Source organism: Mesorhizobium sp. LSHC412B00, assembly GCF_000503035.1.
Lineage (GTDB): Bacteria > Pseudomonadota > Alphaproteobacteria > Rhizobiales > Rhizobiaceae > Mesorhizobium.
Genome location: NZ_AYWB01000027.1, coordinates 55,395 through 68,477, shown reverse-complemented (window position 1 = coordinate 68,477; position 13,083 = coordinate 55,395). Strand labels below are relative to the sequence as shown.

Annotated in this window: 12 protein-coding genes and 1 pseudogene; 9 read left to right on the top strand and 4 right to left on the bottom strand. The window is 62.5% G+C overall.

The window, feature by feature from the left end; translation table 11 throughout:
• Positions 1-2 precede the first annotated feature (2 nt).
• The 4 genes and pseudogenes from X757_RS01000000165395 to panB all read right to left on the bottom strand — a co-directional run bounded on the left by X757_RS01000000165395 (position 3) and on the right by panB (position 3,256).
• A pseudogene (locus tag X757_RS01000000165395) lies at positions 3-624 on the bottom strand (acyl-homoserine-lactone synthase).
• Positions 625-716: 92 nt separating this feature from the next.
• A complete protein-coding gene (locus tag X757_RS136890; RefSeq protein ID WP_023708081.1) occupies positions 717-1,442 on the bottom strand; it encodes a LuxR family transcriptional regulator in 726 nt (241 codons plus the stop codon).
• 93 nt (positions 1,443-1,535) lie between these two features.
• A complete protein-coding gene (panC, locus tag X757_RS136895) occupies positions 1,536-2,399 on the bottom strand; it encodes a pantoate--beta-alanine ligase (protein WP_023685567.1) in 864 nt (287 codons plus the stop codon).
• Positions 2,396-3,256 (bottom strand): 3-methyl-2-oxobutanoate hydroxymethyltransferase, encoded by an 861-nt coding sequence (gene panB, locus X757_RS136900; RefSeq protein ID WP_023707031.1) that lies wholly within the window; start codon positions 3,254-3,256, stop codon positions 2,396-2,398. The genes panC and panB overlap by 4 nt, the downstream gene beginning before the upstream one ends.
• Before the next feature lie 162 nt (positions 3,257-3,418).
• On the opposite strand from panB, the gene X757_RS136905 reads away from it, so the two are divergent.
• The 9 genes from X757_RS136905 to X757_RS136945 all read left to right on the top strand — a co-directional run bounded on the left by X757_RS136905 (position 3,419) and on the right by X757_RS136945 (position 12,952).
• Positions 3,419-4,387, top strand: a complete 969-nt coding sequence (locus tag X757_RS136905) for a membrane protein (RefSeq protein WP_023673634.1) — start codon at positions 3,419-3,421, stop codon at positions 4,385-4,387.
• A gap of 67 nt (positions 4,388-4,454) precedes the next feature.
• Complete coding sequence (gene nadA / locus X757_RS136910; RefSeq protein ID WP_023697792.1) at positions 4,455-5,429, top strand: quinolinate synthase NadA; 975 nt, start codon at positions 4,455-4,457, stop codon at positions 5,427-5,429.
• Positions 5,426-6,970 (top strand): L-aspartate oxidase, encoded by a 1,545-nt coding sequence (locus X757_RS136915; protein ID WP_023697791.1) that lies wholly within the window; start codon positions 5,426-5,428, stop codon positions 6,968-6,970. The genes nadA and X757_RS136915 overlap by 4 nt, the downstream gene beginning before the upstream one ends.
• A complete protein-coding gene (nadC, locus tag X757_RS136920) occupies positions 6,967-7,821 on the top strand; it encodes a carboxylating nicotinate-nucleotide diphosphorylase (RefSeq protein WP_023713016.1) in 855 nt (284 codons plus the stop codon). Before X757_RS136915 ends, nadC begins: the two co-directional genes overlap by 4 nt.
• Before the next feature lie 92 nt (positions 7,822-7,913).
• The gene (bioB, locus tag X757_RS136925) at positions 7,914-8,927 is read left to right on the top strand and encodes a biotin synthase BioB (protein ID WP_023727898.1); all 1,014 of its coding nucleotides are present in this window, start codon (positions 7,914-7,916) and stop codon (positions 8,925-8,927) included.
• Complete coding sequence (locus X757_RS136930) at positions 8,924-10,075, top strand: 8-amino-7-oxononanoate synthase (protein ID WP_023727897.1); 1,152 nt, start codon at positions 8,924-8,926, stop codon at positions 10,073-10,075. Before bioB ends, X757_RS136930 begins: the two co-directional genes overlap by 4 nt.
• Positions 10,072-10,707 (top strand): dethiobiotin synthase, encoded by a 636-nt coding sequence (gene bioD, locus X757_RS136935; protein WP_023673640.1) that lies wholly within the window; start codon positions 10,072-10,074, stop codon positions 10,705-10,707. Before X757_RS136930 ends, bioD begins: the two co-directional genes overlap by 4 nt.
• On the top strand, positions 10,707-11,972 hold the full coding sequence (locus tag X757_RS136940; RefSeq protein WP_023727896.1) for an adenosylmethionine--8-amino-7-oxononanoate transaminase: 1,266 nt from the start codon (positions 10,707-10,709) through the stop codon (positions 11,970-11,972). Before bioD ends, X757_RS136940 begins: the two co-directional genes overlap by 1 nt.
• Positions 11,969-12,952, top strand: a complete 984-nt coding sequence (locus tag X757_RS136945) for a beta-ketoacyl-ACP synthase III (protein ID WP_023727895.1) — start codon at positions 11,969-11,971, stop codon at positions 12,950-12,952. The genes X757_RS136940 and X757_RS136945 overlap by 4 nt, the downstream gene beginning before the upstream one ends.
• Positions 12,953-13,083: the final 131 nt, after the last annotated feature.

Here is a 13,083-nt window from a genome sequence, read left to right as displayed (position 1 = left end):
CGCTATGCTGACGGGCCTAGAACCGGTTGCCACAGTACCGGTCCGCTCAGACGTCCCCTGCTGCGGATGCGCAAAAGGCTCGCGTGGGAAATCTCGAGAAACCCAGCCACCGCCTCCGTTTTGCCGACGCACTTGGGTTCTCCGATGCGCGACAATGGCCACGTAGCAAGGCGGAGGATCCGCTCCATGCGCGTGTCCGTCACCGTTACGATCCGGGTCAGATCCTTGGCCAAGCCGAACTCGATCATGCCCGCGAAGAGCTCGTAGNAGCCCGCCCGCTGCCTTGGGCGCCGACGGAGGAAGATCGAGCGCGAAACGACTGCTCTCCCATATGTCGGTGGTCGAGGGCACGACGTCAGCACCCAGCAGCACCGGGAAGGTGTCGCGCAACATTGTGGGTCCGGTGCTGGGCAAAAGACGCACGCAACCGCGAATTCGCCAGTCGGATCCTTTGAGGAGCAGATAGACAGGCTTGAGAGCATCAAACGGATCGGATTCCATCTGGTCTTCGGTATCAACTTCCCAATCGAGCCTTTCCTTGAACACCCGAAACCTGAGCCCGTGCATCTCTTTGAGCTCGCCTGCAAAATCACTGTAAAAGTCTGGTGCTATCAGTTGCATCATGGTCGCCTCCATGTGGGATGTGTTCCCGCCATCGAAGGGCAAAGCTGACAGCGATGCAGCCTGTAGAGGTTTACAGGTATCGTGGCTGAGAATCAGGATCTCGTCAGGCCGGAGGCAGCCATTCGTGCAACGGCTTGGTTGATCGTTCGAACGCCAAACTTTGCCTTGGCGTTTTCCAGATGAAAGGTCACGGTGCGCTTTGAGACGCCGAGAAGCTGGCTAGTATCCCAAGCCGACTTGCCGCGCGCCGCCCATTTCAGGCACTCGAACTCCCGCGGGGTGAGCGTTACACCATCCACCACGCGATGATCGGCGAGCCTTCGCCGGACATGGATATGAAAGTTGATGGCCACCAGCTGCAATGCTTTTTCGTAACGTGCCAGTGACCGCAACAGAGGCGGACGGGACTCGTCGGAAGCAAAGGTCAGGGCAGCAAACCGGCCGAGATGATCATGCATGGACATCGTCAGGCCGCCGCAGATGCCAAACTCAGCCGCACTCTCTAGAATTTGTTGCTGCGAATTCGGCAGACCGTGCCGAGCGCGATCCACACCCCAATCGAATGTATCCCAGCCTTGCAGCCCGCGCAGGATGACCGGATCGAGACTGTGGTACCGCTGTTGCAGATAACGTGACGTCCAGGATGAAGGATAGTTTGAAATCAATTGGGGGGCGTCGCCGGAGGCTGACGGGTAGGTGAAATAGGCGAATAGCGGGAAGTCGAAGCCGGCTGCAGCGGAGGCCATTGCCTCACCGAGATCGGCAGCATCAACACTTGCAGACAGTTGCTCGACGAAGTTCTCAAACACGCGATGCATGTGTCCTGTGCGTAACCTCCGTAACGCTCAATGCCAGGCAGAGACCTTGTTTTAGATGATCCCGGACGAATACGGCGCGTGCCGAGAACGTGGCTAATCTGTTGAACCAATCCGAAATAGTCTGACGTTGTCTATGAGCCGTGTGCCGCCGAGCCAGGCGGCGGCAAGCAACCGTGCCGGTCGATCGAGGCTCGTTATCGGGTGCAGATCTGCCTCATCGCGAAGTTCCAGGTATTCGACCTCGCGATAGCCTGCAGCCAGAATTGCTGCGCGAGATTCTGCAAGCGTTGGCAGGATGGGTGAGCCGCGCTCAAGCCGCTCAGCCGTCTTGAGCAGGACCGATGATAGCTTGGGAGCAACAGCGCGTTCCGCTGGCGAGAGCCGCACATTGCGCGATGATAGCGCAAGACCGTCGGCTTCACGGACTGTCGGACAGGCAACAATGGTGATTGGAATATCCAGATCCCGGGCCATGCGCCTGACCAGGTGAATTTGCTGAAAGTCCTTTTCGCCAAAGAAGCCGAAGTCAGCGCTGGTCTGCAGGAAGAGCTTGGCGACGACGGTCGCCACGCCGTCGAAATGCCCCGGCCGGAATGTACCGCACAGGCCTTCGCTGACACCGCAAACCGAAACGGTGGTGGCGAAGCCCGCCGGATACATCTCCTCTGCATCTGGCGCATAAAGCAGGTGCGCGCCAACCGATGCCAGTTTGGCGGCATCCTCGTCCTCGGTGCGGGGATACGCGGCAAGATCGGCCTGGCTGTTGAATTGCTTCGGGTTGACGAAGAGCGTCACTATCACACGGTCTGCCTTCTCGAGTGCAGCGCGCACCAGGCTGAGATGGCCCTCATGCAGGACGCCCATCGTTGGCACCAGGGCTATCCTCACACCTTCGCAGCGCCATGCGGCGACGCTTTCGCGAAGCTGGTCAACGCTCCTGACGATCGGCACGCTCACGCTGCTTCTCCGCTCTTGGTGGCGTCCGTGTCGGCGGGCTTGGGCGCATCGGCAAACACATGCTCTGCGGCGGGAAACTGGCGCTCCTTCACCTCGCGCGCATAGGAAGCGATCGCAGCCGCAGCCGCCTCCCGGAGTTCAGCATAGCGCTTGACGAACTTGGGCCGGAAGTCGCCGAAGAGGCCCAGCATGTCGTCGACGACGAGAATCTGGCCGTCACAGGCTGCCGAGGCACCGATGCCAATGGTCGGGGTCGCCACCTCCTTGGTGATCCGGCGGGCGAGCGCCTCAGGAACCTTCTCCAGGACGACCGCAAAGGCGCCCGCTTCGCCCACCGCAATTGCGTCGCGCCTGATGCGCTCGGCATCCCCGCCCCTGCCCTGTACGCGGTAGCCACCGATGGTGTTGATGGCCTGCGGCGTCAATCCGACATGGGCCATGACGGGCACGCCGCGTGCGGCGAGGAAGCCGATCGTCTCTGCCATCGCTTCGCCGCCTTCGAGCTTGACGGCCGTGCAGCCGGTCTCGGCCATGACGCGCGCGGCATTGCGGAAAGCCTGCTCTGGGCTTTCCTCGTAGGAACCGAACGGCAGGTCGACCACCATCAGCGCCTGCTTGATGCCACGGCGCACCGCCTGGCCGTGCGTGATCATCATCTCCAGCGTGACGCCGAGCGTCGAGGGCAGGCCGTGGAGAACCATGCCGACGCTGTCGCCGACGAGCACCACATCACAATGGGGATCGACAAGCCGGGCGACTGGGGTGGTGTAGGCGGTAAGGCAGACGAGCGGCGTCCCACCTTTGCGCGAACGAATATCCGGCGGTGTGATCGCCCTGGTGTCACCATAAGCGCTCATGGGACCCTCCTTCCCCTACGTTACCAGCTGCGGCTGTCGCCTTTGGCACATTTTTGTGCAGGTGCGAAGAGCAAAAAAATGGCCATGCAGCTGCGGGGTGTTGACGTGCCAATTGGCACGCTTACACTAAATCGATTAAGGTGCCCCCGAGTTGGCCAAATAATGGACGATCAGGCAATAGGACTCAGGAAAGACAGAGCCGCCGGCAAGGCCGACAACGTCAAAGTGGACTTGATCGCCTTTGTGGTCGCCGTAAACGGCAGTCAACCCTGTGTCCTCACCATCGGCCAGGCGGACACCTTGCCCTCCGGTCCCTTTGCGCTTGAGCACCGATCGCTGCAATCCGGCTTGAGGGGGTGGGTCGAGCAGCAAACCGGCCATCGGCTGGGGTACATTGAGCAACTCTACACGTTCGCGGATCGGGATCGCATCGGCGCCGAGCGCCAGCAGCGCGTCATCTCCATCAGCTATCTCGCATTGACGCGCAAGGAACAGGCAGCGGGCTCGCCCAAGTGCGGATGGCAGAGTTGGTATGAATATTTTCCATGGGAGGACCACCGCTCCGGCACGCCTGCGGTCGTGCTGGACGTTCTGCGGCCGCGCCTGATCGAATGGGCAAACGGGGTTGGCGATTCGGCCACGCGACGTGAACGCTGGCAGCGGGCGACGATAGCCTTTGGCTTCGACGACCGCCTTTGGAACGAGGAACTCACGCTTCAACGCTATGAGTTAGTCTACGAAGCAGGCCTGGTCCAAGAGGCCGTAAGAGGGCGGGACGCAGGACCCCCGCCGCTGGTGCCCAGCAAGTCCATGGTCGCCGATCATCGCCGCATCGTGGCGACCGGCATTGCGCGGCTGCGCTCCAAGATCAAATACCGCCCAGTCGTCTTTGAGCTGATGCCGCCGGTCTTCACGCTTTTGCAGCTGCAGCGAACCGTGGAGGCGCTCGCCGGCAGGCTCATCCACAAGCCGAACTTTCGCCGACTGATCGAACAGCAGGAGCTGGTCGAGGAGACCGGAGAGGCCACCACTGAGACCGGCGGCCGGCCAGCGAAGCTTTTCCGTTTCCGCCACGCCGTTCTGGACGATAGACTCATCGCCGGGACAAAATTGCCGCTGGCGCGGGGTTGACATCCCTTATACTCACAGCAAGTATATGCTGGTTATTTTCAGTTAGAGTATAAGCGGGAGGGGGTCGATGGGCGCCATGCTGCCTACGGCCGCGTTGCTCTACGAGCGCGTCCGACGAGTGATCCCGCCGATTGAATGGCCGGCTTTCGCCGAGGATATCGAGGCGATCCTTGCGCTGAAGCGCGAGCGCAACGCGATCATCCTGGCGCACAATTATCAGACGCCCGAGATCTTCCACTGCGTGGCCGACATCGTCGGCGACAGCTTGGCACTAGCCCGCACGGCTGCGACGGTCGAGGCGCAAGTCATCGTGCTGGCCGGCGTCCATTTCATGGCCGAAACGGCCAAGCTCCTCAATCCGGGCAAGACCGTGCTCATTCCGGATCTCAGCGCCGGTTGCTCGTTGGCGGACTCAATCACGGCAGAAGACGTGCGCTTGATGCGCCAGCGTTATCCCGGCGTTCCGATCATCACTTATGTAAATACGTCCGCCGAAGTGAAGGCCGAGTCGGATATCTGCTGTACATCCGGCAACGCCAAGGCGGTCGTCGAATCCCTTGGGGTTCTCCGGGTGATCATGTTGCCGGACGAATATCTGGCCCAGAATATCGCCGCCCAGACAGATGTGCAGATCATCGCCTGGAAAGGGCGTTGTGAGGTGCATGAGCGCTTTTCACCGGCCGACATCCGCGAGTTGCGCGAAAGCCATCCCGGCGTGGTCGTGCTCGCCCATCCCGAATGCCCGCCCGACGTCGTGGCTGAAGCCGATTTTTCCGGCTCGACGGCTGCCATGTCCGACTATGTCGAAAGGCAAAGGCCGCCACGTGTCGTGCTGATGACGGAATGCTCAATGAGCGACAACGTCGCGTTAGCCCACCCAGAGGTCGAGTTCATCCGGCCCTGCAATTTGTGCCCGCATATGAAGCGGATCACGCTTGCCAACATCCGCACGGCGCTCGAGCAGAACCACCATGTCGTAACCGTCGAACCCGGGATCGCCGGGCGCGCGCGGCTAGCGGTCGAACGGATGCTGGCAGTTTGAGCGCCGACCCCCGCAGCTTCTTCGGGCGGCCCATCATCATCGGCGGCGGCATCGCCGGACTGATGACCGCGCTTCAACTGTCGCCGGAGCCGGTGCTTCTTCTGTCAAGGTCGCTGCTGGGAGCTGACAACTCGAGCACCTGGGCCCAGGGGGGCCTGGCTGCAAGTTTCGGCGAAGACGACGATCCGGCAATGCACCTGGCCGATACGGTTGCCGCCGGGGATGGTCTCTGCGACAGAGACGTGGCGAGCCGCATCCTCCAAGCCGCGCCTAAGGCCATAGAGGGGCTTGCGGGCTTTGGGGTTCGCTTTGACCGCACGCCGGAAGGATCACTGTGCCTCGGATTGGAGGCCGCACACAGCCGACGTCGCATCGTTCATGCGCATGGGGACGGCACCGGGCGTGAGATCATGCGTGCGCTGATCGCGGCTGTGCGTTCCACTCCGTCGATAGTTGTCGTGGAGGGCGTGGAAGCGCGCCGGCTCGCCGTGCGAGAGAATGCGATCCGAGGCGTCTGGGCGAGCTGTTCGATCGCACCTTTCTTCTTCGGCTCACGGCGGGTCGTCCTCGCCACCGGTGGCATCGGGGGACTGTTTCTCGACACCACGAACCCTTGGGGCAGTTGCGGACAAGGCCTTGCGCTTGCGGCCCGCGCTGGAGCTGTCCTAGCCGACCTCGAATTCATTCAGTTCCACCCGACCGCGCTTGACGGCCCAGAACGACCTATGGCGCTGGTCAGCGAGGCTGTGCGAGGCGAAGGTGCTGCCCTGATCGATGAAACCGGCCAGGCTTTTCTCCAGAGCGTGCCCGGGGCGGAACTTGCGCCTCGCGATGTCTTGGCCCGCGCCGTGTGGAACCATCTTGCGGACGGCCACCATGTTTTTCTCGATGCCCGACAACGGCCAGGCCCGGCATTCGCTCGACATTTCCCGACAATCGCATCAGCCTGCCTTGGAGCGGGCATCAATCCCGCGCGCGATCTCATCCCCATTCGTCCGGCCCAACACTACCACATGGGTGGCGTTGCCGTGGACAGCTCGGGCAGGACCTCCGTCAAGGGGCTGTGGGCCTGCGGCGAAGTCGCTTCGACAGGACTGCATGGCGCCAACAGGCTCGCCAGCAATTCCTTGACGGAGGCAATCGTGTGCGCCCGCTGGGTCGCTGAAAGCGTCGCCGGAACGCCTGCGCGCAGAACAAGGCCTGCGTTTGCGAACGTTTACCCACCGCCCGCTCCGATAGCCGTGCGCGTTTTTCTGTCGCGCGCACTCGGCATCGTCCGGGATGGTCAAGCGTTGAAAGCAGCCGCGCGTGCCTTATTGCCGCTCGCCGAAAGCAAGGATGCGGCCTCGGATCCGGCGGCTGTCGGGCTAATGATTGCTGTTGCCGCCTTGTTGCGCGAAGAAAGCCGCGGCGCTCATTACCGGACAGATTTTCCTCATCATGCGACTGCCGCCCGACGGTCCGAAATCACGCTCGAAGCCGCCTTGGCGGCTGCGCGGGAACTCGGACACTCGCCAAGCTCCGAAGGTGCAAAGGGATGATGCTCTCACCGCTCCCCACGGTCCTGCTTGAGCCGCTTGTACGGGCATCTCTTCTTGAAGACCTTGGCAGAGCCGGCGACTTGACCACGGACGCCATCGTCCCGAAGGAATGCCAAGCGGGAACCGTGTTGGTGGCGCGACAGTCCGGAGTTGTCGCCGGCATCGATCTGGCGATGCTCGCTTTCGGCTTGATTGATCCCGGTGTCGAAATCTCCGTGGAGCGGGCAGACGGCTGCAATGTCGTGGATGGAGAGGTCATTGCATCAGTGGTTGGCCCGGCCCGGGCCATTCTCACAGCCGAAAGGACGGCACTCAATTTTTTGTGCCATCTGAGCGGCATCGCCACAGCAACGGCATCGATCGTCGCTGCGGTTCGTGGATATGGCGCGAAGATCGTCTGCACCCGCAAGACGACGCCCGGATTGCGGGCAGTCGAAAAGTATGCCGTGCGCGCAGGTGGCGGGTCCAATCACCGCTTCGGCCTGGACGATGCAATTTTGATCAAGGACAACCACATCGCCATCGCAGGCGGCGTCCGGCCAGCGCTCGAGCGAGCACGAAGAGCGGCCGGTCATCTCGTCAAGATCGAAGTCGAGGTCGATACTCTGGCCCAGCTGGAGGAGGTACTTGGCTTCGCTCCCGATGCGGTTCTGCTCGACAACATGTCCCTCCCCGATCTTCGCCGCGCCGTCGCAATGGTCGGTGGCCGCGCTATCACCGAGGCTTCTGGCGGGATCACGTCGCATACAGCGCGAGCGGTTGCCGCGACCGGCGTTGATCTGATTTCGGTCGGCCGACTCATCCACAGCGCGCCGATCCTGGATATCGGCCTCGACCATCGGGGCTCATGATTGTCTGAGTAACGAACAGGATTGGGTCAACTGTCCTTTCCGATCATCATAGTCAGATAGCAAAGACCCGCAAGACAGACCGGAGGAACAGCATGGAGATGCAAACGACAAGTTCAACGCAGACATCGCCGCACGCTCAATCGCCTGACCCGCCTGACGCTGGAGCGTGGACCCTGGAAAAGGCTCAGGCACTTTACCATGCCCCCTTCAACAATCTCCTCTTCCTGGCGCAGACCGTGCACCGCCAGAATTTCGATCCAAACAAGGTCCAGCTCAGCCGGCTGCTCAGCATCAAGACCGGAGGATGCCCGGAGGATTGTGGCTATTGCAGCCAGTCGGCGCGTCACGAAACCGGGTTGGAGGCGTCCAAGCTGATGGATGTCAGGCGCGTCATCGCCGAAGCGACCAAGGCGCGTGATGCCGGCGCCACCCGTTATTGCATGGGCGCGGCCTGGCGAAACCCCAAGGCGCGCGACATGGATGCGGTGGTGGCGATGGTCGAAGGCGTCAAGGCGCTGGGCCTGGAGACCTGCATGACACTCGGCATGCTCGATCTTGAGCAAGCCGCTCGACTGAAGCAGGCGGGTCTCGACTACTACAACCACAACATCGATACGTCAGAACGCTACTATAGCGAGATCATCGGTACGCGGAGCTTTGCCGAGCGGCTCGAGACGCTCGAGCACGTTCGCAAATCCGGCATCAAGGTCTGCTGTGGAGGCATTGTCGGCATGGGCGAGGAGCCGGTGGACCGGATCGACATGCTGGTGACGCTGGCCAATCTCCCGGAACATCCGCAAAGCGTTCCGATCAACATGCTGATCCCGATCGCCGGTACGCCGCTTGCAGACGCCAAGCCCATTGAGCCGATCGAATTCGTGCGCGTGATCGCGCTGGCGCGCATCATGATGCCGAAATCGCATGTCCGTCTGTCCGCCGGCCGCACCGCGATGACCGACGAGATGCAGGCGCTGTGCTTTTTTGCCGGCGCCAACTCGATCTTCTTCGGCGACACGCTGCTGACGGCGGACAATCCCGGTGAGGACAAGGATACCCTGCTGTTCCGGCGCCTTGGCATCGATCCGATGGAACTCGAGGCGCAATGAACGGGGCGCTGCTTGCCCGTTTTGATGCGACCTTGCAGGGACTAGCGCGCAAGGACCGGCTGCGGACGCTTTCGCCCCGCGCCGGGCTGGACTTCTCGTCGAACGACTATCTCGGGCTGGCCGCGTCCAGAAGACTTGGCGATGCGGTTGTGGCGGCGATTGCGCGGGGCACGCCGGTTGGCGCCACCGGGTCGCGGCTGTTGCGCGGCAATGCACCGGAACACGAGCAGCTCGAGGCAGATGCGGCGGCATTCTTTGGAGCCGACCGCGCGCTGTTCTTCGGCAGCGGCTACATCGCCAACTTCGCTCTGCTGAGTGCCCTGCCGCAGAAGGGCGATCTTTTGGTCCTCGATGAGCTCGCCCATGCCAGCATGCATGAGGGTGCGCAGGCCGGGCGCGCACAGTTCGTGCTGGCCGCGCACAACGACGCCACCGCTGTCGAGGATGCGATTACACGGTGGCGCGTCGCAGGCGGCATGGGATGCGTCTGGATCGCGGTGGAAAGCCTTTACAGCATGGATGGCGACTGCGCGCCTTTGGAGAGCCTGGTCGCGCTTGCCGATCGGCACGGCGCATTCATCGTCATTGATGAGGCGCATGCCACCGGCGTCTGGGGATCGGACGGCCGGGGGCTTGCCGCCGCTTTCGAGGGCCGCGACAACATCATAGCGCTCCACACCTGCGGCAAGGCGCTCGGCGCATCTGGTGGGCTCGTGACCGGGCCGAGGGCACTGTGCGAATATCTGATCAACCGTTGCCGGGCATTCATCTACGCGACCGCGCCATCGCCACTGATGGCGGTCGTGGCGCGCGAGGCACTCGCAATGCTCGCCGACGAGCCTATGCGGCGTGTTCAGCTGCATGAACGCGTCGCCAGCGCCGGCCGGTTGGTCAATCGCTGTGGTGTGATACCAAGTGGCTCTCAGATCCAGCCCTTAGTAATCGGCGATGTCAGGCGCACCATGACGGTGGCGGCGCGCCTGCAGGCCCGCGGCTTCGACATACGCGGCGTTCGTCCTCCGACCGTGCCCGAGGGCACGTCGCGGCTGCGCATCTCACTGACGCTCAATATTGGCGAAGCCGACATTTCCGCCATGGTCGAGGCGCTGGTCGAGGTGTTGGCCGAAACATCACCGGAGGCGATATGACCCAACGCATCGTCATCACCGGAACGGATACCGGAGTTGGCAAGACCGTGTTTGCGGCTGGGCTCGCCGGTTTGCTGGACGGCTTTTACTGGAAACCGGTGCAATCGGGCCTCGACGGCGAGACCGACAGCGAGGTTGTCGCGCGGCTTGCCGGCTTGCCCTCAGAGCGCGTGCTGCCGGAAGCCTACCGCTTGCGGAGCCCGCTGTCGCCGCATCGTTCGGCCGAGATCGACGGCGTGGCGATCAAGGCTGCCGATCTTGCTTTTCCCGTCCTACCGACGCCGCTCGTCATCGAAGGCTCCGGCGGCCTAATGGTGCCGCTCAACCGGCGCACAAGGTTAATCGACATCTTCGCTGAATGGCGGCTGCCCGTTATTCTGTGCGCCCGCACCACACTCGGCACCATCAACCACACCTTGCTATCGGTCGAGGCGCTCCGCGCCCGCTCCATCCCGTTGGCGGGCATCGCTTTCATCGGCGATGAGATGGCCGATACGCAACGGACCATCGTGGAATTCAGCGGTGCCCCGCAGCTCGGCAGGCTGCCGCACCTCGATGTGCTGACGGGGAAAACACTGAGGGACGCAATGGTTGCCGGCTTCGCCTTCGCCTCGATTACTGGAGGTGACTGATGTCGCAGTCTCATGTGTGGCATCCCTTCACCCAGCACGCACTCGAGAATGCGATCCCAGAAATCGTCCTGACTGAGGGCGCCTATCTCCACAGGGCCGACGGCGCCCGCATCCTGGACGCCATCTCCTCCTGGTGGGTCGTCACACATGGCCACCGCCATCCCCGCATCATGAAGGCAATCGAGACAACCGCGTCGAGCCTCGACCAGATTATCTTTGCGGGCTTCACGCACGAGCCGGCAGAGCGCTTGGCCAAGGCGCTTGTCGGCCTAGCTCCCGCTGGACTCGACTGGGTGTTCTATTCCGACAGTGGCTCGACCTCAGTCGAAGTCGCGCTGAAGATGGCGCTCGGTTATTTCCGCAACATCGGCGCGCCGCGCTCGCGCATCGTCGTCATGGAGCACAGCTATCATGGTGACACGATTGGAACGATGAGCGTCGGTGCGCGTGGCGTGTTCAACGCCGCCTATGAACCCTTGCTGTTCGAGGTCGACATCATCCCCTTTCCGGCCGCGGGGCACGAGCAGGAGACGCTGGATCGTTTCGAGGCTGTGACCCGCGATCGACGAGCCGCAGCCTTGATCGTCGAGCCGCTGGTGCTGGGCGCCGGCGGCATGCTGATGTATCCAGCATCGGTTCTGGCCGAATTGAAGAAGATCACTGAGGCCTCCGGCTCGCTGCTGATCGCCGACGAGGTGATGACCGGCTGGGGACGCACCGGAACCATGTTCGCCTGCGAGCAGGCATCGATTTCTCCAGATATCCTGTGCACCTCCAAAGGCTTGACCGGCGGCACCATCCCGCTGGCCGTAACGCTTGTCACCGATGCCATCTTCCGGGCGCACTATTCCGAGGACCGGAAGAAGACGTTTTTCCATTCGAGCTCCTACACCGCCAATCCGATTGCCTGTGCGGCAGCACTCGCCAATGTCGAGATCTGGCGCGACGAGCCAGTGGCCGGGCGGATCACGGCCTTGAGCGTGATGCAGGCCGTCGGGCTGCAACGCTTTCGGGACAATCCATATTTTGCCGACTGTCGAGCCACGGGAACGATCGCGGCGCTCGACCTGCGAACCGGTTCAGCAGGTTATCTCGCCGAGATTGGTCCGAAGCTGCGCGCTTTCTTCCTCGAGCGCGGCCTACTTGTGCGCCCGCTCGGCAATGTCCTCTACCTTCTGCCACCCTATTGCATCGCAGGCGACGAGCTCGAACGACTATATGACGCCATCGAGGAGGCCGGGGAACGCTTCGGGTCAAGGCCATGAGCAAGTCGTCGCGCATTCTCGGACTTGGCCATCACGTGCCTGGGCGCAAGGTGGCCAATGCCGAGATCGAGAGCAATCTCGGCCTCGAGCCGGGCTGGATCGAAAGGCGTACCGGAATCCGTTCGCGCTTCTGGGCAACGGACGAAGACACGCTGTCGGGTCTTGCCACCCGGGCTGGCGACATGGCGCTGGTGAACGCCGGTATTGCGCGCCACGACATCGGTCTGCTGTTGCTTGCCACCTCGACGCCCGACCATCTTCTGCCGCCAAGCGCGCCGCTGGTCGCACACAAGCTTGGCCTTGGCCGCGCAGGCGCGGTCGATCTGACCGGCGCCTGCGCCGGCTTCATCTATGCGCTCATGTTTGCGGACGGGTTCACCCGCCTGCATGGCAAACCAGCGCTGGTCATCGCCGCCAACATCCTCAGCCGCCGCATCAATCCAGCCGAGCGCGCGAGCTCAGTCTTGTTCGCCGATGCCGCCGGCGCCCTGGTGATCGGTCAGTGCGATGATGCTGATCGGGGCATTCTCGGTGCCTCGGTGGCTTCGGACGGCTCGCGCTACGGGCTGATCCAGATTCCCGCAGGAGGAAGCAACACGCCGTTCCATGGCGACCTCGACCTCGGGCAGACCCGGATGACGATGACCGACGGGCCCCAAGTGTTCGCAAAGGCCGTCGAGATGATGACCGATTGCTCGACAGCCGCGCTAGCCACTGCGGGAGTGCGGCCACACAATGTCGGCCGGTTTGTGCCGCATCAGGCCAATACTCGGATTTTCGGCGCGGTCGGAAGAAACCTCGGCATTGCGGACCAAGCAATTGTCAAGACGATTGCCGAATACGGCAACTCTTCGGCCGCGACGGTCCCGCTGTCGCTCTCGCTCGCCAACCAGATGAAGCCATTCCAGCCAGGAGAGAAAATCCTTCTGGCGGCGGCGGGTGCGGGTCTCAGCGGCGGCGCTCTCGTGGTTGGAATCTAGCCGGCCGGCTCACGCGCGCAGGATTGGTCATGAATGGCAATAGGAGCAACAGAACCAATGCCAAAAAATGGCCTTCTGAAGCTCGACATGACCAAGCTGACGCAGCACGACTCGTGCGAGCCTCTGGATGA

What these genes read in the sequence shown, in the direction of transcription:
- X757_RS136930 (WP_023727897.1), top strand. Translation starts at nt 8,924, where the DNA reads ATGAACGGGGCGCTGCTTGCCCGTTTTGATGCGACCTTGCAGGGACTA.
- panB (WP_023707031.1), bottom strand. Translation starts at nt 3,256, where the DNA reads ATGAGCGCTTATGGTGACACCAGGGCGATCACACCGCCGGATATTCGT.
- X757_RS136945 (WP_023727895.1), top strand. Translation starts at nt 11,969, where the DNA reads ATGAGCAAGTCGTCGCGCATTCTCGGACTTGGCCATCACGTGCCTGGG.
- nadC (WP_023713016.1), top strand. Translation starts at nt 6,967, where the DNA reads ATGATGCTCTCACCGCTCCCCACGGTCCTGCTTGAGCCGCTTGTACGG.
- X757_RS136890 (WP_023708081.1), bottom strand. Translation starts at nt 1,442, where the DNA reads ATGCATCGCGTGTTTGAGAACTTCGTCGAGCAACTGTCTGCAAGTGTT.
- X757_RS136905 (WP_023673634.1), top strand. Translation starts at nt 3,419, where the DNA reads ATGGACGATCAGGCAATAGGACTCAGGAAAGACAGAGCCGCCGGCAAG.
- bioD (WP_023673640.1), top strand. Translation starts at nt 10,072, where the DNA reads ATGACCCAACGCATCGTCATCACCGGAACGGATACCGGAGTTGGCAAG.
- nadA (WP_023697792.1), top strand. Translation starts at nt 4,455, where the DNA reads ATGGGCGCCATGCTGCCTACGGCCGCGTTGCTCTACGAGCGCGTCCGA.
- bioB (WP_023727898.1), top strand. Translation starts at nt 7,914, where the DNA reads ATGGAGATGCAAACGACAAGTTCAACGCAGACATCGCCGCACGCTCAA.
- X757_RS136940 (WP_023727896.1), top strand. Translation starts at nt 10,707, where the DNA reads ATGTCGCAGTCTCATGTGTGGCATCCCTTCACCCAGCACGCACTCGAG.